16 protein-coding genes and 2 pseudogenes are annotated in these 20,944 nt (G+C 59.5%); 4 read left to right on the top strand and 14 right to left on the bottom strand.

From position 1 onward, the window contains the following. Positions 1 to 276 precede the first annotated feature (276 nt). A complete protein-coding gene (locus tag ASH04_RS08130) occupies positions 277 to 1,527 on the top strand; it encodes an MFS transporter (protein ID WP_235579967.1) in 1,251 nt (416 codons plus the stop codon). On the opposite strand, the gene ASH04_RS27435 is transcribed toward ASH04_RS08130, so the two are convergent. After that, the gene (locus ASH04_RS27435) at positions 1,522 to 1,656 is read right to left on the bottom strand and encodes a hypothetical protein (protein ID WP_268793673.1); all 135 of its coding nucleotides are present in this window, start codon (positions 1,654 to 1,656) and stop codon (positions 1,522 to 1,524) included. The genes ASH04_RS08130 and ASH04_RS27435 overlap by 6 nt on opposite strands. A gap of 570 nt (positions 1,657 to 2,226) precedes the next feature. On the opposite strand from ASH04_RS27435, the gene ASH04_RS08125 reads away from it, so the two are divergent. Then, on the top strand, positions 2,227 to 3,273 hold the full coding sequence (locus ASH04_RS08125; protein WP_048318551.1) for an NAD(P)-dependent alcohol dehydrogenase: 1,047 nt from the start codon (positions 2,227 to 2,229) through the stop codon (positions 3,271 to 3,273). Here ASH04_RS08125 and ASH04_RS27495 read toward each other — a convergent pair. Then, a pseudogene (locus ASH04_RS27495) lies at positions 3,274 to 3,511 on the bottom strand (XdhC family protein); the annotation flags it as partial. A gap of 96 nt (positions 3,512 to 3,607) precedes the next feature. Here ASH04_RS27495 and ASH04_RS08120 point away from each other — a divergent pair. After that, positions 3,608 to 4,471: a helix-turn-helix transcriptional regulator gene (locus ASH04_RS08120; RefSeq protein ID WP_048318549.1), complete on the top strand. Its 864-nt coding sequence runs from the start codon at positions 3,608 to 3,610 to the stop codon at positions 4,469 to 4,471. Between the two features lie 25 nt (positions 4,472 to 4,496). Here the strand turns inward: ASH04_RS08120 and ASH04_RS27430 are convergent, their stop codons facing one another. The 11 genes and pseudogenes from ASH04_RS27430 to ASH04_RS08055 all read right to left on the bottom strand — a co-directional run bounded on the left by ASH04_RS27430 (position 4,497) and on the right by ASH04_RS08055 (position 15,392). Then, entirely contained in the window at positions 4,497 to 4,625 is a 129-nt protein-coding gene (locus tag ASH04_RS27430) for a hypothetical protein (RefSeq protein ID WP_255032538.1), read from the bottom strand. Positions 4,626 to 4,738: 113 nt separating this feature from the next. Beyond that, entirely contained in the window at positions 4,739 to 5,506 is a 768-nt protein-coding gene (locus ASH04_RS08110) for an SDR family NAD(P)-dependent oxidoreductase (RefSeq protein ID WP_057473252.1), read from the bottom strand. Positions 5,507 to 5,530: 24 nt separating this feature from the next. Next, positions 5,531 to 6,268, bottom strand: a complete 738-nt coding sequence (locus ASH04_RS08105; protein ID WP_048318546.1) for an SDR family NAD(P)-dependent oxidoreductase — start codon at positions 6,266 to 6,268, stop codon at positions 5,531 to 5,533. A gap of 502 nt (positions 6,269 to 6,770) precedes the next feature. Beyond that, the gene (locus tag ASH04_RS08095) at positions 6,771 to 7,343 is read right to left on the bottom strand and encodes a cyclophilin-like fold protein (protein ID WP_057473251.1); all 573 of its coding nucleotides are present in this window, start codon (positions 7,341 to 7,343) and stop codon (positions 6,771 to 6,773) included. Next, on the bottom strand, positions 7,340 to 7,801 hold the full coding sequence (locus ASH04_RS08090; RefSeq protein WP_228139243.1) for a lipocalin-like domain-containing protein: 462 nt from the start codon (positions 7,799 to 7,801) through the stop codon (positions 7,340 to 7,342). Before ASH04_RS08090 ends, ASH04_RS08095 begins: the two co-directional genes overlap by 4 nt. Positions 7,802 to 7,932: 131 nt before the next feature. Beyond that, a complete protein-coding gene (locus tag ASH04_RS08085; protein WP_048318543.1) occupies positions 7,933 to 8,334 on the bottom strand; it encodes a (R)-mandelonitrile lyase in 402 nt (133 codons plus the stop codon). A 46-nt stretch (positions 8,335 to 8,380) separates the two neighbouring features. Continuing rightward, on the bottom strand, positions 8,381 to 8,728 hold the full coding sequence (locus tag ASH04_RS08080) for a carboxymuconolactone decarboxylase family protein (protein WP_057473250.1): 348 nt from the start codon (positions 8,726 to 8,728) through the stop codon (positions 8,381 to 8,383). A gap of 1,207 nt (positions 8,729 to 9,935) precedes the next feature. Beyond that, positions 9,936 to 10,678: pseudogene (locus ASH04_RS08065) on the bottom strand (Fic/DOC family protein). After that, a complete protein-coding gene (locus tag ASH04_RS26105) occupies positions 10,611 to 10,793 on the bottom strand; it encodes an antitoxin VbhA family protein (RefSeq protein ID WP_082519196.1) in 183 nt (60 codons plus the stop codon). The pseudogene ASH04_RS08065 and the gene ASH04_RS26105 overlap by 68 nt, the downstream one beginning before the upstream one ends. Before the next feature lie 570 nt (positions 10,794 to 11,363). Continuing rightward, on the bottom strand, positions 11,364 to 13,262 hold the full coding sequence (locus tag ASH04_RS08060; protein WP_156394505.1) for a hypothetical protein: 1,899 nt from the start codon (positions 13,260 to 13,262) through the stop codon (positions 11,364 to 11,366). A 531-nt stretch (positions 13,263 to 13,793) separates the two neighbouring features. After that, the gene (locus ASH04_RS08055; protein WP_156394504.1) at positions 13,794 to 15,392 is read right to left on the bottom strand and encodes a hypothetical protein; all 1,599 of its coding nucleotides are present in this window, start codon (positions 15,390 to 15,392) and stop codon (positions 13,794 to 13,796) included. A 436-nt stretch (positions 15,393 to 15,828) separates the two neighbouring features. Between ASH04_RS08055 and ASH04_RS08050 the strand changes: the two genes are divergently transcribed. Beyond that, a complete protein-coding gene (locus tag ASH04_RS08050) occupies positions 15,829 to 19,866 on the top strand; it encodes an NACHT domain-containing protein (RefSeq protein WP_156394503.1) in 4,038 nt (1,345 codons plus the stop codon). A 656-nt stretch (positions 19,867 to 20,522) separates the two neighbouring features. Here the strand turns inward: ASH04_RS08050 and ASH04_RS08045 are convergent. Further along, entirely contained in the window at positions 20,523 to 20,900 is a 378-nt protein-coding gene (locus ASH04_RS08045; RefSeq protein WP_057473244.1) for a histone-like nucleoid-structuring protein Lsr2, read from the bottom strand. Positions 20,901 to 20,944: the final 44 nt, after the last annotated feature.

Here is a 20,944-nt window from a genome sequence, read left to right as displayed (position 1 = left end):
TACGCTCTCATGCTCGCGAGCGGATGAAGTGAACTCGAATCTCGGCATCCCTGCCACCACCCGCGCCGCGCGCCATCTACTCGATCGACACAGGTGGGGTTCCCTGTCCGTGCCTTCTAGCAGCGCTTCGTGGGCAATAGTGTCGAAGACGAATCGAGCCACGACGTTTGCGCCTCCAGAGGGGTAAGTAGGCATCGCACCCAGAGTAGGCCGCCGACCTCGCCTGCACTTGGTCCGAGCTCGACACAATACGACCCCACCCGAAAGAACTCAGCTATGTCTAATTCCACCAATGAACGAAAGTCCTTGCCGTACCTCGTCTACGTCCTCGCACTGGGTACGTTCCTTATGGGCACGTCGGAATTCGTCGTTGCCGGACTCCTGCCCGACATTGCCTCCGACCTCGCAATCGGCATCTCCGAAGCCGGGCTGCTGGTCACTGCGTTCGCGATCGGCATGATCGCCACCCCGTTGATCGCGGTGGCGGCACTCGAGATGCCCGAACGGACGACTGTTCTGCTCGCGCTCGCCGTCTATTCCGCCGGACACATCGTGGTTGCACTCACAGACGACCTCTCCATCGTCCTCGTGGCTCGCTTCGTGACCGCGCTCGCAACGGGCGCATTCTGGTCGATCGCCGCATCTGTCGCGTCCCGCGTTGCGGGTCCGGACGCCAGTGCGCGCGCCATCGGCCTGGTCCTCAGTGGCGGTATTCTCGCGACGGTGATCGGGGTGCCCCTCGGCTCTGTCGCCGGCCAGCTGGTGGGTTGGCGCGGTCCGTTCTGGATCCTCGCGGTACTTGCCGTACTCGCATCAGTGCCGATCGCCCGCGTCGTTCCCGGTGGTCGTTTGTCGTCGACGGTCATCCCTCTGCGCTCACAACTCGCATCGATCGCCACCGCACGACTCTGGGTGGTCATGACAGCGTGCGTGCTGATCTCGACGGCCGTCATGTCCACCTATTCGTTCATCGCACCCCTGCTCACAGAACGCTCCGGCCTGTCCGCCGGGCTTCTTCCCGTAGGTCTCGCCGTCTTCGGTGTCGGTGCCGTCACCGGCACTCTCAACAGCGGTCGGTTCGCAGACCGCGCGCCCTACGTCACCGCGCTGACCGGTGGCGGCATAGTCGTGATCGCACTCGGGTTGCTGAGCGTCTTCTCGTCGTACGCTGCGCCATCGATCGCCCTTCTCGCTGTCGTGGGAATGGCCGGCTTGGGCACGAACCCAGTGCTCATGTCGATGGCCGTCCGATTCGCACAGGGCGCGCCGACTCTGGCCACATCGCTGTGCACGTCGATGTTCAACCTCGGCACCGCCGTCGGCACATGGCTCACAGCGCAAGCGATCAGCGAATACGGACCCGCCGCGATTCCTGTAGTGGGTGCACTGTTCGCAGTGCTGCTCGTGGTTCCGCTGGCCGCGCTCGTGATCATCGACCGGGCACGTCGGGATAGCGATGCTGCGTCTGCACCGTCGAAGTCGGTCGCCGGCCACGAAGTCGAAGTTCGCCGACCGATCCAGTCATGAACGCGCCGCAGTGCGGCGGTCGTCTGGACTGTGAATGCCGACGACGATTCGGAGCTCGGCATAGTTGAACGTGCTTCCGAGAGCTCGAAGCGCGGCAGCCCCGCCGGACACGGCCAGTAGTGAGATCACAGTACTCGTCCCTCGACCGCACCGGTGTTCAGCCGCGCCTACCCGCGGCGAGAAACGCGACCTCGCCTCCCCGGTCCCCGATGATGTCGAGTTGAACGAGACGCTGTGGATCACCGAAACTTCGACAGTTGAGGAGCCCCAATATCGTTGCTGCATTGCGTATCTCAAATATCCGCCCGTAGGTAATGGCCAGGGCTTCCCCCGTTTCCCCGTTTCATACGGAGGATTTCCGTGACAAGGCGTGGGGTCGGTAGCAGCGACAAACGTCCGCCCGGTCATCGATGACTTCAGGGGAAGTGACGACTGCGAACGAATCTCACTGCCCGACGCCGTCGGCTAGCCCCCGAACTGTGTTGCCTTATCAATGGTTCCACCACACTAGAAGCTGTCGGTGACCGACGATGCCGCGGATCACCTCGGACCTGTCGCTCGCCGCGGTCTCCAACGTGATGGCGGCACCGGGGGTCATAGATCTTTCTGCTCCCGGACTGAGACAACCGAGGGGTGCCCTTTCGGTACACCTCTCATCAGACACTGGTTCGATCGGATCCGCTGTTGTTGTATCGGAGTATGACAACTTCCGTAAAGGCCTACGCCGCCACCGCAGCCGACAAGCCACTTTCCCCCAACACAATCGAGCGCCGTGCCGTCGGACCTCACGACGTCCGCATCGACATCAAATTTGCCGGCATCTGCCACTCCGACATCCACACCGCACGCGGCGAATGGGGACCGATCAGCTACCCCCAGGTCGTCGGACACGAAATCGCCGGCATCGTTGCCGAGATCGGCTCCCAGGTCACCAAACACGCCGTCGGCGATCGCGTCGGAGTCGGCTGCATGGTCAACTCCTGCGGCGAGTGCGCCCAGTGCGTCAAAGGACTCGAGCAGTACTGCCTCGTCGGCAACATCCAGACCTACGGCAGCACGGACCGCGACGGCACCACAACCCAGGGCGGCTACTCCCAGCAGGTCGTCGTCACCGAGCACTTCGTCGTCAAGATCCCCGAGGGCATCGCCCTCGACGCCGCCGCGCCACTCCTCTGCGCCGGCATCACCACCTATTCCCCCCTCCGCCACTGGGGTGCCGGACCCGGCAGGAAGGTCGCCGTGGTCGGTATGGGCGGATTGGGCCACATGGCCGTCAAGATCGCCCATGCCATGGGTGCCGAGGTCACCGTGCTCTCGCAGTCGCTGAAGAAGCAGGAAGACGGACTTCGTCTGGGAGCAGATCACTACTACGCCACCAGCGACCCCGACACCTTCGAGACGCTCGCGTCCACGTTCGATCTGATCATCAACACCGTCAGCGCCCCAATCGATCTGAACGCACACCTGTCGCTGCTCGCCGTCGACGGCGCGATGGTCAACGTGGGGGCTCCTGCGGAACCACTTCCGCTGCAGATCTTCTCGCTCATTCCCTCTCGCAGGACGTTCGCAGGATCCGCTATCGGCTCCATCGCCGAGACCCAGGAAATGCTCGACTTCTGTGCCGAGCACCATCTCGGTGCCGAGATCGAGGTCATCTCCGCCGACAAGATCAACGACGCCTGGGAGCGCGTGCTCGCCTCCGACGTCCGATACCGATTCGTCATCGACACGGCGACACTGGCCTGATCAGCCCGGCACAACGATAGAACGAATACCGCCTGTGCACGCACACGATGTGCGTGCACAGGCGGCTTTCTGCGCCGAAATGGATACCGCGGTTTCCTCCGGCGACTGCGCATCCAGATCGAGTCCGAGAGGTGACTGCACGCGCTGGATCGCCTGCGCGGAAATCCCTGCAGCATTGCAGTCTTTCGACACGATCGCGGTGCGTACGCCGTGAACCCAGCGCACCGATGAACGCCAGGAGCCTCACTCCCCGGGGCTTCACGGCCGGCGTCGTCGCGAAGGGTGCCCCGACAGGGCCTCGCGCGAGGTCACGCTCAGCCTTAACCTTGGATTTATGAACAACAAAGCCGAGGTACGTGAGTTCCTCATGACGCGCCGGGCCCGGCTGACGCCCGACGCGGCCGGCATCGTAGGCGGAATCAACCGCCGGGTCGCCGGACTGCGACGCAGCGAGGTCGCGTCCCTGGCCGGCCTCTCCGTCGAGTACTACGCACGCATCGAGCGCGGCGCGATCGGCGGTGCGTCGGCGTCCGTGCTCGATGCACTCTCACGCGCCCTGCAGCTCGACGACACTGAACACGCACATCTACTCGACCTCGCACGAGCCGCTGACGGAATTCCGAACTCCGGCCGCCCACGTCGCAAAGCCTCGCGCCCGATCAACCAGAGAATCAGTCTGCAGTGGGCGCTGGACTCGATAACGGAAGGCGTTGCTTTCGTTCGCAATCAGCGTCAAGACCTGCTGGCGACCAACGAACTCGGTAGGGCGTTCTACGCCCCGATAATCGGAGACGGTGGACGAACGCCCAACCTCGCTCGATTCCAATTCCTCGATCCGTTGTCCCGGGAGTTCTACCCCGACTGGGACACCTTCGCCGAAATGTGTGTATCCATCATGCGTGCCGAGGCCGGACGCGACCCTCACGACAAGGGCCTCCAGGATCTCGTCGGTGAACTTTCCACGCGCGACGAGACATTCCGGACGTTGTGGGGTGCCCACAACGTCCGGACGCACGGGGCGGGCAAGAAGCGTTTCAACCACCCGGTCGTTGGCGAAATTCACCTCGCCTACGAGGAGCTCGTCGTCACCGCTGATCCCGGATCCATCCTCATGGTCTACACCGCGGAGCCAGGCTCGCCGAGCGCCGAACGCTTGCATCTACTCGGATCATGGGCCGCGCAACACGCAGAGGCTTGAACGTAGCCCCCGGCACGCATGGCGGTCAGGGTTCGGTGATCTCGACGTCGAATGTTGTCGGGTCCACCCCGTCGCGGTCGGGTCCCCCGCGTACACCTCGGTCGAGAGCATCCATGGCGGCCAGCTCGTCGTCGTCGAGCTCGAAATCGAACACGTCGGAATTCTGCGCGATACGTTCGGGGTTGGTCGATTTGTAAAGGTCCCGAAAGGTCGAGCTGAACAGTGGTCTGTGGACCACCCCACGAGTCCGTGGACGGTGGCCGAGCTCTACTGCGCGGTGTACCCCGCATCGACGGGCAAAGCCACGCCGGTGACGTAGCTCGCGGCATCGCTACACAGCCACAGCACTGCCGACGCAATCTCCTCCGGCCGCCCGAGCCGCCCCAACGGAACGCCGCTCGCGGCAGCGTCGGAATCGAGCTCTCCGCCCGCGATCATTCGTTCGACCATGGGTGTACTGATGGTTCCGGGGCACACCGCGTTGACTCGCACTCCATGCTGGCCGTATTGCAGCGCAACGCTTTTGGTGGAACCGATGACGCCGTGCTTGGTTGCGTGATACGTGGCGCGACCAGCTCCGCCGACCAGACCACCGAGCGAGGAGCAGTTCACGATGGCACCGGACCCCTGCTCACGCATCTGTACGAGTTCGTGCTTCATCGACGCCCACACACCCCGTAGGTTCACGGCAACGATCTTGTCGAATGCGTCGGCAGTTTCGTCTGCGGAATCGACGGGCGGAAGCATGATTCCGGCATTGTTGAACGCCATGTCCAGGGTGCCGAAAGCCTCGACGGTGGCCTGGACTGCCGCGGCAACCTGATCCTCGTCGGAGACGTTGCACTGCACTGCAATCGCCGTGAAACCATTGGCGTTCAACTCGTCTGCGAGGTGCTGGGCAGCGTCCCCGTCGAGGTCGACAATGGCGACTTCGGCACCGGCTTCGGCGAACGCGCGGGCCGTTGCCGCGCCCATTCCGGCGCTGGCACCGGTGACGAATGCGGTCTTGCCGGTGAAGTCGTACGTGACGGTCATGAGGGTGTTCTCCTTCAGGTCGATCTAGCTGTGCTGCAGGTCGATTCCGGTGTGCTGAGCGAGAGCAGCGAGCAGTTCGTTCTGGAATCGTTCGTCGTGCACCGCGGGGTGGGGCGCTTCGGTGCGCTGGTGGTGCCAGTAGCGCCCCGAGACATGAGCCTGCGAATCGTCGGTGATTGCAAGCCATGCCTGGGTCACGTGGCCAAGTTCGAGATCATCGCTGGCAGACGGTCCGCCCATCTTGGTCGGCACCCAACCGGGATCGACCGCATTCGCCAGCACCGAGGGCCACAGCCTGGCCACCGCGGCCATGAGCGTGGTGATCAGCAGCTTGCTGTCCGAATACGAGGCCGTTTCCTTCGATCCGGACCAGTCCGCGCCGACGAGGTCAGCATGCCCGCTCCGGTGCATGCTGCTGCTGAGGAAGACCAGCCGCCCCGGATCGCGAAGCAGGGCGGTGAGCACGTACGGTGCCACAACATTGACCGGCAGAAGCGAGGCCCCGTCGATGACACCGGCGTTGTGGATGACAGCGCTGATGGAACCGATACGGTGTGCTTGCTCAGCGACGTCCTGAACCTGATCCAGGTGAGCGAGGTCGCCGACAACGCCGAACGCACCGCGGGAGGTCAGGTCCTCCACGGCGGACAACCGTTGCCGTGTGCGGGCGTGAACAACCACCTCATGTCCGGCATCGAGCAGCGATTCGGCAGCGGCGCGGCCGATGCCGTCGGTCGATCCGGTGATCAATACACGCGACACGAATTCCTTCTCTCTGTCCTACCGTTACAACTACGGCACGCGATCACAGCTCACGTCATCTCGTAGATACCGCGCCAGGTCCTTACCCTCGACGGTAGAGCGTCGTCAGCGTGCGAGGGAGGCCCTGCGAGTACGTGCTCCGTGGTCTTGCGTTCCGGCCCTGTTGCGGTGGACTCGGAGCCCGTCCGTGATCAGGTCGGCAGAACGGAGAGAATCCAGGCCACTAGCGGGGCGATGGCGATCACCGACATTCCCCAGATCAACAGCCCGCGAAAGGTTTTGTCTCTCAACTCTTCTTCGGTATTCGCGAATATTGGCGCACCGTCTGTGGAGAACGGGTTGCCAATCAACGCTCGGTTCCTGCTCGACTGGAGCTGAATACCGCCTCGATACTCCAAGGATCTCGAGATCTGCGCACCCTAGGCCCGACGCGTCATATCCCATCGGGGCCGATGAAGCCGTCTGATCGATGGGATATGTGTGCCGATTGCGCAGCAGTGAGCTACTCCGAACGTGAAACGGTCACCGTCACATCACCGTCGATGGAACCGACAGTGTCCGAACCTGTTTCGTCCATGCTGCCAAGAATGACGATGCCTGGGAACTCGCTCTGATCGCCGTAGTAGAGGACGAAGTCGTTTCCCGGTGCGTAGTAGCCGATGTCGCCCGGGTTCGGGTCTGCGCTGCCTGGCGCTCCGTCGGTCGACAACTCTGCCGGCAGCGGCCCGGTCTTCTCGACCGAACCGTGGTCGGACAGATTCAGCGTCAGCGGGAGTTGGGCCACGAGGTCACGGCTGGCCGCGGTGTAGTTCAACGTTCCGACGAAGATCCGTTCGCCGACCTGGAAGTCGATCTGCATGGCTTCTCCGTTCTCGACCTGCTCGTTCGCAGCGTCGACCGTGGCGGGGACACTCGCACTGGTGACATTCGGGATCGTGACGCTCGCGCTGGTGGAGCTGGACCTTTCAGCCGTCGACTCCGAGGCTGTCCCGGCGGAACAGGCCGCCAGCGCGAGAACCGAGGACGCCGCGACCAGACCTGAAAAGACTCGGCTCCGCACGGCCGATGCCGTCACGACGCGGACTGTCGTTCGTAGGTCACGCGAAATCTTTCGGCGGGATCGCGCGGTGTCAGCACCAGGGTGTCACCGTCGACCTCGTAGTTCCGCTCGAACGTCTGCCCGATCAAATCGCGCACTGCCGCCGATTCCACTGTGACGGTGAGGGTTCCGGCATCAGCGTCGGTGGTGAGGTCACCGAAGTATGCCTCGTATCCCTGGACCGTCAAGGGGGTGTCCGGCGCGGACGTGTCCGGGTTCATCGCCTGTACCGACATCGTCTCGTCCGTGAAGATGACCTGCCCCGAATACGGTGTGGGTGTCAGATCGCCCTCTGTTCCGACCTCGAGCGAGGTCATCCGCCACTCGCCGGTCAGGCCGTCACTACCTGCCTCGTCCGATGCTTGCGAGCAGGCGGCGGTCGTGATCAACAGTCCGACTGCTGCGACCCAGGAGATCAAGAGTTTCTTCACCATGCTTACCTCTTTACGTTTTCGGCTGGATGAGACATGAGTTGTTCGGACGAACCGGACAGTGGGATCCCCTGTCAGGGAATACCTCCCACGTCCTCGACGAGACCGACTCGATCGTTGGGGCCCCGCTGCGATCAGCGGCCCTCGTACTGCTCATCGGTGATGTGCTCGGCCCACGTCGTCGTGGTGGCCGGATCCTCACCGTTCTGAAGCATCGCGATGTGCTCCATGTACACGCCGGGAGCTGCTGCGTGCCAATGTTCTTCGCCGGGAGGGGTGTAGAGGGTCTGGCCTGGATGAACCTCGATGATCGTGCCGTCGCGGCTTCCGAATCGCGCGATTCCCTGCGTGACGCGCAGGTACTGTCCGTTCTCGTGTGAGTGCCAGGCCGTGCGAGCGCCGGGTGCAAATCGAACCGTCGCAACGACCATCGTCTGATTCGCTTCGTGCGGCATCGCGATCGGGTCCAGCCACACATCGCCGGCGAACTGCTCGGCGGGGTTCTTGGTGGTGGGAACTGCGGGTTCGATGTTCATCGAGGGCCTACTTTCTGTCGTATACCTACCCAAGAGGGGCTGGACCTCAGGACGCGTCCGAGCTGCCATTCTCACCGAAGAGCTTCTTGGCAACGCCCATTGCCGCCATACCCTTGGGCCAGCCCGCGTACAGCGTCACGTGCGTCAACGTCTCGATCAGTTCGCTCTGCGTCACGCCGTTCTCGATCGCGCGGCCGAGGTGGAACTCGAGCTGCGCGGTGTCGCCTCCCGCCGCGAGTACGGCCACAGTCACCAGACTCCTGTCACGGGCGGCGAGCTCGGGCCTGTTCCACACGTCCGCGAAAAGTACGTCGTCGGTGAGCTCAGCGAGCTTCGGAGCGAAATCTCCGAACATCGACCGCCCACCTCCTACCTGCCTGGGTCGATCGGTCATCACATTCCTCGTCTCGCGTCGGATCGTTCGCGCTCAGCGCGACTCACATGGACCAGTCAATCGCCAAAACCCTGTGTCGGGGAGTCACTGTCGAGGGGTGCACCAGCAGGGCACCTCTTGCCAGTCCGATCCGATCCGATCCGCTTGATTCGATCCCGGCGGTCGGCCTCGCTGAGCTCCGGACCTCCTCCTGACCTGGGCACTGACCCCGGACGTCGGCAGCTACCTCGCCGCTCGATCTTCGAAGCCCGGTGCCTAGCGTCGGTTCTCGCGGCGGCACCTGTCGACATGTAGCTCGTCGAGCCGTCGGTGCAGCCATCATTTCCACGTGGTGACTGCGGACTGAACAACACCCTCGAACTTCCCGAGGTGGGCACCACCGAACACGAGAACCGTCTCGACACCGCAGGAATTGCCAATTTCTTCTCGTGCTCGTCCGTCGTCTCAATGCCGATACTGCTCGAACACCTCCCGCAGGATGCCTACGGGTATTGGCCGCGTTCGGTTCTGAGGGCTCAAAAAGATGAGTAAGTGATGACTCAAGCGTCCACAGGCGTCCATCAGCTACCCGGCGGTGCGAATCCGGCCCACAATCCGCAGGTCAGCGGCATCGCTGCCGGAACTTGACTCCCAGTATTTGCGATTGGGAGTCAAGTCCTCGAAACTCCCTACGCCGCTTGAGAACCCGCAGGTCACGGAGCTGTCCATTTTCGCGAAGCTCGCCGACTCCCAGACATATCCGGACAACAAAAAGTGCCCCTGACCAGCGTAAACACTGTTCAGGGGCACTCGTTGTGCGCCATCAGGGATTCGAACCCCGGACCCGCTGTACAAGAGATAACAATTCAAGTGGATGCACCCGCGTCCACCATTGGCCCGTTGAGCTGGGTGTTCGGCGAATCGAGTGACCATCGGCGTCCGCGTGAATCCACCCGGGTGCGCCGCAAAGTGATGAGTAAACGATGACCACCGGCGACCTGCTCCCGGTCCATCTGAGTCCCGTATGGTCCCCCATCGGCTAAACGGACTGCCGTGGACATTCGACTCCACCACGATTCAAGGTGATGAGCTCCTTCGAACTGCTTGGAACCCCAGCATTAGGACGAGGACACGCTCCGGACACGCCGCACCGAAGAGAACTTGCCCGTGCAGTGCCCATTGCCGTGGACTGCGAACCGCAGGCAACACCAATCCCGATGACCGCCGTTCACGAAATATCACGGCCGAAAAGGTATGCCGGATCGTCATCGACGATTTTCGCGAACATCATTCGCAGCGGTTCTATGTTCTGCTCGGCCCGCGCAAGATGGCATGCGCGGTGCAGTTCAGTCAGCTCGATCGCATCCCACGCCAGACCACGCCCCGACTCGGACAACAACTGATCGAAGAACTCTCTTTGCGTGCGGCCGTTTCCCTCCCGAAAGGAATGGGCAAAATTCACGAAGTCGTACATCTCCGCGAGACGGCCGGGTAGGTCTACGTTCGAGATCGAACGGAGCTGCTTCGTCTCGGCGATCTGCGCAGCGATGTAGGCGACCGGCCGCCCAATGTCGACCGGCGTCATGAAGGACTCATTTTCTTTCTCGATACCTACCGTCCGCAGTTCACCGGCCCACAGGTATACATCCTGAAACAGGTGCTGATGCAACGCCTTCAAGTGATCAAGGTCGTACGTTCGCATCACGGCACTGGGGTTGTTCCGCAGTTCGGCTACCCGCACTTCGACGAGATCGTTCTCGGCGGCGGCCAGTGTTTCCCTAGTTGTCGCTCCCACGCGGTTTCGAGCACAGAAGAGCCCGGAATGAAATACCCGGCCGAATTGAGGTCGTAGTCACCGGTATCCCATGGGGGTGCGTCGTCGTCCACCGCGAGGCGGTCCGGATCAGGAGAGGTTGTACCGGCTGCGCACCCGATGCCCGAGCTCGGCGATGTCGATCTCGCCGCGAACATAGGCATCCTGGTCCGCACGGGTCGCGTCGGTACTATGGGCACCCTCAAGAGCACTGTTGGTGCGGGCAGCATCGATAGCCCGCGCGCGATCACCTGACGGTCGTCGTATCGACATCCGACGCCTCCTCAGTTCCAAACCCATACTAACTGCCGACTCGGCCAACTCAACCGCCGCCACAACACCCGTTGCGATCCGACCTCCCGCCACTGACGGAGTGATTGAACACGCTGGACGCCGCGCTGACCTACTGCGCGCGAACATCAGTCCGCGCCATCGCGAGACAAACCGACCCCAGAGAACCAGCCTCTACCCACGAAAGTGAGCAAGACCACGACCGCGGCACCACATATGGGAGGGCCTCAAGGCCGTGGTTTCGCGGCAGTAGACGAGCCGCCGTCGCAGCCAGCGCTGAACCTGCAGACCAGTCCCGACACTGTCTGGACAGCTTGGCGACCAAATGTCGCGCGAAACGCTGGTTCTGCGGGCTGATCACGTGTCCGTGTCGCACACACGAGGGATACAGGTTGACCTTGTGGTCGCCGATTTGCAAGGTCCCGACCCGGTCCCACCCTAAACGGGCCGTCGAGCCTCCACATGGTGTCTTCCGAATCGCACGGTTTCGTGCGCAAGGAAGCTCGCGGATCGGATTACCTCGCGGCTAGAGCTGCAATCAGGCGCGAGACTCTACCGTTCCCGAGCCGTCCGACGCACGGCTCGACCATTGAGTTCGATGAACTCGTGACGGGATTCGAATGTTGGCATATGGCTTCGACGCTCAGCGGACTCTCTCGTCAGGTGGTCACGGACGTGCGGCGGAGCCGCGTCGATCACGCGTTGTTCGACGTGGTTGCGGAGATGCTCGAATAGATCCCAACCACGCCTATGCTCCGCCTGACTCAACGGAGGTGTAAGGTCGCGACCTTCGAGGAACTCTCGCAATGGCACGGGAAGACGCTCCCGCCCATCAGCTCCCAACGGGTGAATATTTCGCCAACGCTTCAGCTCCGCAAAGATATCGATCCCTCGTTCAGCCAACCCGTCCAGCATGAGCAAGTCGCGCCAAGTCAGAATGGCCGGCACATGGACCTTAAAGTAATTCAGGCCGTCGTTGTACTTTCGAACAAGCTCGAACGCCCTAGTGAAAACCGCATTCTCCATGGTTATCTCGCTTGGTACACCCGCATCCGGAACTACGACTATCGGGACGAATCTCGTCCGACTTGTTACAGCCGTGCGAAGCTTGTTCCACCCTCTGTTCGTGAACAACTCAACCGTGCTCAGCAGCTGCCGGAACTTTGTGGTTGTGAACCGTTGCTCGATCTCCTGCTCCAACGATTCGATCGTTGCTTGCCCTTCGGCGAATGGCTGCGGCAACAGTCTCATGTTTGCGTCGACAAGAATGCATCCATTTCCGCGGAATAGCGCAAAGTCGCAGATCTTCGGCAACTTCGACTTAGCTGTACGCCAGCCCCGTTTCATTTCGTCTTCTTCGACGAGAACTGTTTCTCCGTCTGCGTCGTACTCACAAATACGCAGTAAGACTTCACCAACTCGTTCCTCGAAAATATTTCGCATTGCCGCGGCGTAGTGATCTGCCTTCTTCTTATCCACTAACCTCAGCATATGCTCTGTCTCGAGGTAAAGGTGGTCACCGAAGATTCGCTGCACCACAAATTGAAACCTGATCGGCAAAAGGGTGCCGTCGTCCATCCGAACAAACGGCGTCTGCTGTAATTTGTATCGAGTCCACAATGAAGCACCCGCACTACGCTCCATCGTCAGCTGATCCCTCAGCTCCACAAGCGAAATCGTGCAGTGATCGATGAGGAACTGCACTGCTTCCGGCGCGACAGCGTGAAGAACAAAAAAGTCTCGATCGATGCGTGTAAATCCTTCATGTTTCCAAAGATTGTAGAAGAGCCAACCTAAACTAAGAAAGTCATCGAGTTTCACATCTGTGATTTCGGCCCACTGAGCAGCGGGGTGTAGAGCTAGATCACGCTTGGTCTTGGCCGTGGTCCTGTCGGACCAGCCTCGGAACCAAGTACTCTCCGTGGACGCGGACAGGAACTCCAACGGCTCAGAGTGGAGTAGCGCGGCCTGGGTTACGCGGTTCATCGTCATCTCGGCCAGTGTCTGGTCGAATCCTGCACCTGCCGTTGGCATAGCCGCCTCGTGCGCTTCAGCTGACAGGCTCAGGAAAGCAGCTAGGATCTCATCACTAGCCGGTTTCAGCTCACCGTCTGTATCGGCGCTGACTACGACCTCCTTGATCGCGAGAAACAAGGGCACGGGGTGAAGCACTGCATGCCCACGAGCGAGCATCTCCGTGGTTTGCGAGCGAGCAGGTTCACTCACGCCCGATAGAAACTCCAACACGACGTCGTCGTCGCTGTCGGTCATCCGCGACAGATCCAAATCTGCGAAGAGGCGCGACAGCCATTCGAGTGTAGGCACGAGGCCGACCCGTTGCCAGAGTTCACCGCGCGCGGCTACGTCGAGGTATCTCAGCGCCGGCACGTCCTCAGACCGGACGACATGGGGGCTGCCGTCATCCATTCGGAGCATACTTTCGATGTTCACGGCTTCATTATTACGCGGGGCACCGACAACATTGGAGCAGCTGCACACAGGTCTCCAGCAGTTGTATGACATAGACTCCAACAGAGGGGCCTGTGGACCGGCAATCAAATTCTGCATCAGTACTCACTGAACCGTCCAGGCTCCGTCTTGGCTGCAGTCACCGTCCGTCCGACGGTGAGGAAACTTCAGTCAGACCATAAAGATGCGGCGGACGGAGCGACATCAATCTACCCAGAGTGGTGTATTCTCAAGTGCCGGAAGCAGCGTCAATCAGGGTGACTCAACCTCAGCGATGAGTTGCAGCTGGCGATTTCAATGGTAAGCGTTAGAATCTGATCGGGCCTTCGGAAAAAAATCGCGCTCCTCGCCAAAAACGAAGCCTGAGGAATGGTTCCGGATCTTTGTCCTCACCACGAGGCCAATCTTTCTAGCATACCCCTGGCTTCCCTTCGGACAATCAGAAGTTTCTCTAGTCGTCTACGTTTCCGTCCCGATAATCCGGGCGTTCATGGAGATTGCTGCGGTATAAGACTACTGCCGAAAGACCGAAAGGGATGAGATCTTAGAACCATCGTCTACTCGATTCAGCAACCACGTACATTTCGCAGCTAGTAACCCAGTAGATTCCTTCGACGTCGAAGCGTTGCGAACCGCCTCGTTCATGATCGCCGACTGCAAGCTGAGCGCGGAGTTAAAAATGAATCTCAATCCATGCGGTTGTTTAATACCCGCATGGACAATTTGATTGCGCACGTCATACAACCGCCTCAGCGCGTCCGAAAACTCAGTCCTGAGCGCAGTCAATCCCTTCACATCTTCAATCAACCCCTTTGCTGTCCTACACTCCACGGCCCCAAGTTCCCAATCTCCCGGAATCGACACTCCGGAAACGAAAGCGTCGACTACTATACCCATCCGTTCACTCTCGCTCGCAGCGTTGAGATCGTCCGCCAGATGATCATGCTCAGTCTTTCGGTGACCAGTCCCAATTCCGTTAAAGAGGTCAACAACATACATGCATGCAAGGAGGTCCGCGGCCCGGTCGGCAATCATAGCCAAACCCCCGAAGTCGTCGGCGTCAGCAAATAGTGTCTCAACCATCGCCCAAGCTGTGACGCACGCAGACCTTCTCGATACACCGTCGACTGACGCAAGCAAATCAAGAGCTGCCTCAAGCTTGCCCTCAAGAGGGCGAAGTAGCTTGATACCACCATCTACGTCCAGAGCTGGCACGTTCACCGCTGCGCTTTTCTGATTAGATGCGAGATCAACCTCAACCTGGCCTGGATGCATGAAAGCTGTATTATCCATAAACGCTTTCCGTGTTTCGCCTGCGACCCGGACCTTCATAACAATTGTTTGCAACTTCTCCATCAAGACCGACACTGCCATGTACTTGTCGTAACAGTCTACAGTCAGGATAAATCCTCCAACGTGTGACGGACTTGATTTATCTGGAAAATATTCTTTAAAAGCATTCTCAAAGTCATCTTTCGAGAGCCAGGGAGGAGGGGTTTGAGGATCAAACCGAGCGCGGACAGTTAGGGGAATCAGAAAGGTGTACGGGCCTTTCCCCTTCTTCCACAAGTCTCCAATGAGCGCCAACGTATGCTGGAGGGTCACGACATTCGGATCGTGCTTGAGGTGGTAGTTGAGGTGGTTGACGATCCATTCATTTGAAAGACCCGAGCTTTGCAGATGACCGGCAATATAGGAGGCCCATAGATTAAAGTCGACATTCGCACCACTGGCCGCATCCGACTCATTAAGTTCAGAAACACCTGTGTCGATCATTTCAAAGTACTTCGATGTTAAGTCAACTATTTCATGCTTTAGCACGAAAAATGAATGACTACCGGGCTTGAGTAGGCTCGATTTTGGAATCGACCGCAGCACTCCTCCGCGCGCTCGACCCTTCAAAAACGGGTCTCGCTCGATAATTCGACGTGCTGTTCCTATTACATATTGCATTCTTGTTTCCGACGCATTTGATGATGCACCAGCGATGCATTCATTCATTGATTCGACGGTTCCAATACGCCATTGCCTATCGTTCCACTTGCTTTCAGCGGAAAGGAGTTCAGCGACACGCTCGGCGATTACCTTGCCAACAGATCGGTCAGAAAACATGACTCATTAAATCATGCGGACCCCGCGACGACTCGATTCGAGTGGTGAGTCCACAGCGTAGGTGTGATCGCGCGTTGCATCGCTCCTGGGCCGGTTTTCGCCGCAATCGTGCCAAAGTTTCCGGCGGCCTGCTGCCGGCCGCGGGGCTGCCGATCTCAGACTTGCCCCTCGGCGCGTTCGCGGTCCTCGCGGTCGCAACCGTCATCCTTGCGAGCGGCTTTGCGGGGCCCACTATTGGCACAGCATGTCGACGGCCGCTCGTGCCCGCCATGCTCCCAGATTTCACTAACGCTGGGCACCTCTCACTAAGGTGAGCGAATGGCGCAGCGGAACCAGGACCTGAGCATCGCCCGTAGCGAACGGATGAGGTAGGTAGCCAACGAACATCGCCCATAGTTGAGTACACAGCGCAGCTGCACCGTATTCTGTTAACGCTATGACGCGCCCCGAGATAACGGAAACGCCCCAACGCACTTGCACTCCGCCCAAGCTATTCGTCAGTGACTCCATCACTAGATGGGTTGCCCCGGTCCAGAGTCGTGTACCGAGGACCCAACATGGGCTGCTCGGCGCGGAAGCGGTTAGCCGCGATTTAGATGAGCGCAACCACCCGCGTCGCGCGGAGGATCTCATCGACGCTGTCTACTCGTACGTCGTGCTCGCACCGGGTGGTGCAGGTAAGACCACGCTCTTCGATGATCTGAAGGCTTGTGCACCAGACAGTCTGAGTATCGACCTGAGGTTGCATGACCGACGCTCCTTGCTGGAAGAATTCGACCGCCTATTCGTCGGCGATGCAGTCTCCGCCTCAGGAATGCCCGACACCGTATTCATCGACGCCATCGACGAGGCTCTCCAGGTCGATCCGAACGTCGGTTACATTCTGACCACCCAACTGAAGCGACCAGAATCTAACCGGTTCAAGTGGCGATTCGCATGCAGGCCCGGTTCCTGGACGCCGGATCTGGCGTCCGGGATGGCTTCGCTACCTGGCTTCGAGCAGTTGGAGTTGCTTCCCCTAGGAGTCGCAGACATCCGTGAACTTGCTGGTTCTGACGCGGCAGAGTTTCTGACGGCCGTCGAGGGTGCCCGCCTCACGCATCTGCTCGCCCAACCCCTCCACGCCACAAACCTACTCGACCAATGGCGCACATCGAACAGGCTTCCAGTCGACCGTGGCGCAGCCATGCAATATGCCGTGACCGAGATGCTTGCAGAGACCAGTACCACCAGGACTCCCGGAAAGCTCGACGACCACCGCAGGCTTCTCATTGCGGAAAGACTGGCAGCAATATCGATGCTGTGCGGTGTCAGTGCCTACACCCTTGGTCCTACCGCCCGATCAGTTGCCGAAGCAACTCCAGCGCTGGCCCTGCACCGAAGTACTGCTGTGACATCCGTACCGACTCAATCTGAGCCGGACCTGCACCATCTTGACGTGGACTCAATTCGCGAAGTACTTCACAGTCCTCTATTCACGACCCGCGAATCTAGTTCCGTATCCTTCATCCACCAGTCGTACTCGGAGTACCTTGCAGCGCGCTACCTTGCGCGACGCGGAGTGACCGGAACCCGGCTCGTCTCAATTCTGGGCGCGAACACCAACGGACGAGTGCCGGAATCATTACTCGAAGTCCTAGGGTGGATGCTCACGCTCGGTAACCCCGTTCCTTCATCGCTCGTCGCCGACAACGCCAAGCAGCTTCTGAGCACGTCCGGTTTGGAACTGGCCCCTGATTCGGTTAAGGAAGCAGTAGTTCGTGCGCTAATCGACGGCGCTGCCAGCGGTCAGATAGACGAAGGATGGCGGACTGACACATCGCCGCTCGCTCACCCCGGCCTAGCATCACAACTCGCAAACGCGGCCACCTGCGCGACGAACGAATGGGTTGTCTACTGGATAGCGCGAATTGCCAGACAGTGCACGGTCATCGACTCTGCCGACAACGTGCTTTCCATAGCCCTCGACTCGAGGTGGCCCGATTACATTCGTGCCGAGGCGGTAACGTCCTTCGGTGAGATAGCATCCGCCGATCGAACGATCGATTTGAACCCCCTGTTGACCTTGGGTTCCGACCAGGATCCGCAGGACGAAATCCTTGCTGCAACCATGAGTGTAATGGCGCAGGAAGTAAACAACTATGACCTTGTTCGGGAAGCAATCCGACCGCGGCGCAGCCCGAATTTTATCGGTAACTACTTCAGAATTTTGAGCGGTCTACCCAAACTGCTGCCGATCGGCACCCTGATCCCCACATTGACCCACGTACTGCACCAGCAAACGGGCCATGATGACCGGGTTTTCGGCTATCTAATTGGAAATTTGCTCGAACGCGTGTGGACGACGATGAACCGTGAAGCTGCCGAACTCGTTGGTATCCTGCTGAGTCCTGAGCTTCTAAGTGTCGGCGACGTATTCCAAGCGTTGGATGTGCCGTGGCAGGTACATCCGGATACTAGCAAACGCCGCGCTATGGCGGCAGCATCGCTAAGCGCCAGCGAGAACAGCTACTACACGGTTCTCGAATTGCAAATGCTGACCGGTGAAGACGTCGAATGGCTGATCGATTGGGTACAAGACGCGCCACCGGAGGCAATTAGGCCGGCCCTCGTGGTGCTACGGCACTTGGCTTGGAATATCGATGGTTCGTCTGCTGCGGAACGAGTCCTCGACATCGGCGACGACCATCTAGCATACGAAGTACTCTCTGCCTTTCAGGGGCACCAAGCAGTCTCGACTCGTCCGTACGACATCAAAATTAAACCCGGGCCTGATACTCCACCGCGACCGGAGCTGGCGTCGTTGCTCGATAACGCAATGGCCGCGGCTCACGTGGATTCTACCTGCTGGTGGAGAGTTCCAGTTGCATTACTCGGGGATCTCCATACTGTCGACACCGACTTGATGTCGGGCTGGGACCTCACGCTCAAGCCAATGTGGTCCACGCTTACTGAGGGGGCTAAGGATGCCACACTCAAAGACGGGCTCGATTATATCTCCTCAATCCGGCCTGTTTTGACGAATTGGCACGGGGCAGAACGGTTCAATCTCGACGACGCGATGCCGGACTGGGCCGGTGTTTTCCTCGTAGGAACCCTGGCTGCGCACTATCCTGACACATTTCTTGTCATTGAGCCTGCCACCCTCGCGATTTGGACTGAAGCAATTATTTTGATGCCAGACCAAACCGCCGACACCACTTGGAAGCGCCGAATTAGAACAATCTCTACCGAAGCCGGGCGAGTCGCCATCGACAGAGTACTGCGCGAACGAATTGAGAGGACGGATACCGCGTATTTCGCGGACAACCCGCTGGCTGATTATTCGGTAGCGTGCCTTCTCACCTCGATCGAACACATTGCCCGCAGTAGCGAACAACCGGTTCAACGTCGTGACGAGGCTCTGAAAGTACTGGGTGAACAGGCACCTGGTGTTGGTCTTGAAATCGCGAAGGCGATGATTACGGAAGATCAAGTTCCACCGACCGCCTTCAGGATGCTCGCGCGATCGGCTCCTGACGAATTGGTGGCGGCATGGACTCAGCACGGGCATATTGACAGAATCGATGAGCTCGATTCAATAAGGAGCGAAGCTCTTTCCGACTTCTCTCTCACGCACTTAACCGAGAAATTGTTGAAGGGCATTAAGTCCGAGGACAACCCCAAACCAACTTTAGGCTTCGCGGAGCGAACCCACGGCTCGACAGCTCATAGCACAATCCGAGCACTGCTGCAGACGATGGCCAGCCGCGGATTGGTCGCTGCCCTACGGTCGCTTCAGTCGGGAAGCTCCGACCAGTACGTCGAACACATCCGTCATCTATTGCAGGAAGCCACCACACGTGAGGCCATCATAAATTGGAAACCGATAACCCCCTCGACACTCATGGAGCTATTCGCCAAGGGCGACGCACGCCTCATCCGCGACAGCAGCGATTTACTCATAGTCTTACTAGAACAGCTGGAGCAGATCCAGCATGATATCCGTGACCTATCCGCATATCGAAGTCTGTGGGACGGAGAACCCGGCACGAAAGACGCAAAGCTCAAGAACGAGGACACAATCTCGGATTGGCTAAAAGATCAACTCCGCCTGCGACTGCTAAGTTCTGTGGTGATTGATCGGGAGATTCAAGTAACTCGACCAAAACCTCGGGGCGTCGGTACACGAATGGACATCACAGCAACCTCTTCAGGCGCTGAGGTGGGAAGAGTTGTCTTCGAGGCGAAACTGGTAACCAATCGCGAATTACTGACTGCAATCGGCGATCAGCTAGTCGATCAGTACCTAACGCCGACCGGATTAACTCACGCCATATACATCGTTTATTGGACGGCAGCAGAGTACAGGCGAGAAAAAATGCAACCGGACGCCGACATACTGGCAGAAATACTTCGAGCGCAGGCTCGAAGTCAGCAACCGACCCAGATCGAAGTCGTGGTACTTGATGTGGGGCCTCTACCTGCAGTCTAGGCAAGATCGGCAACCCTGTGCACAATGCACCGGTCATCACCCGACGAACAACCGGCGGCTCCGTGACGCCCCACCCCGCTCCGTAACCGAAGCAGCCTGACCACATGAGTAGTGTCCAAAAAGGGCCGATCTGAGCTGAACACCTGAAGTGACTAAGGCCAGCCACCGCCAACCCTTGATAGGAGCGCCCGTGCCGAGGAATGCCCAGGGGGCTCGTGAGACCGACGAGTCTCTCGACGATGGGTCGAAAGAGCGCCACCGAATTGAGGGTGATCGGTCTGAAATTTACAACTTTGTCAAGCAGTTGACCGGCGACGACATCAAAACGGGCGGCTGGTTCACAAAGTTGCTGTCGCACTCCCTCAGCGCCACTCCGAGCAGGTGGACTAGATCGGGCTCGAGGCTGCCTTCGTGATCGGGTTCGGCAGCACCTGACCGCACGCAAGTGTCAAAGGATTGTCCAGCTTGTCGACACGACACGCGAATCTTCCCTGGCAGCGAACGCCGAATGCTTCCCGGTCCACAGCCAAGCAAGCCGACATCGACGCCTGGCTCGACGGTGGAAGTGAATACCGCTATCTGATAACAACTTTTATTGGATGGGCGAAGTCTCGGCGAATGGTGGATCGAAGGCAGCACAGAGTGGTTCGGCTCGGCTAACGATGGGCGTCGTTGAATGCGTCCTCGATATGGGCGGGGATTCGGCCACGGTCACTGATTCGATAGCCATTGTCCGCAGCCCACTGCCAAATTGCCCTCACCTGTGCAGCATCTCGCTTGGCAGCAACCTTCACTGTCGCCGGCGACGACGCGGCCACGCCGCGCGACGAGGGCTTCCGCTTCCGGCCGCCTATACGCGTGGCATAGCGACTACAGTAGTCGAACCTACGACGAAACTCGTTGGCGTTCTTCGTATTCAAGTCGATGACGTACTCGACACCGCCAACGGCGAACTCGACCGACTCACCCGCGCCTTCTTCGATAACCGTCCCATCGATGTCGTCGACCAGCTCAATCGTTTCTATCCTCGCCACCGCCAGGCAACCCTTCGTCGAAATCAAAACCTCATGAATGAGGC

The organism is Rhodococcus sp. Leaf233 (genome assembly GCF_001426165.1).
Classification (GTDB): Bacteria; Actinomycetota; Actinomycetes; order Mycobacteriales; family Mycobacteriaceae; genus Rhodococcoides; species Rhodococcoides fascians.
This window is presented reverse-complemented; position numbering and strand designations above follow the sequence as displayed.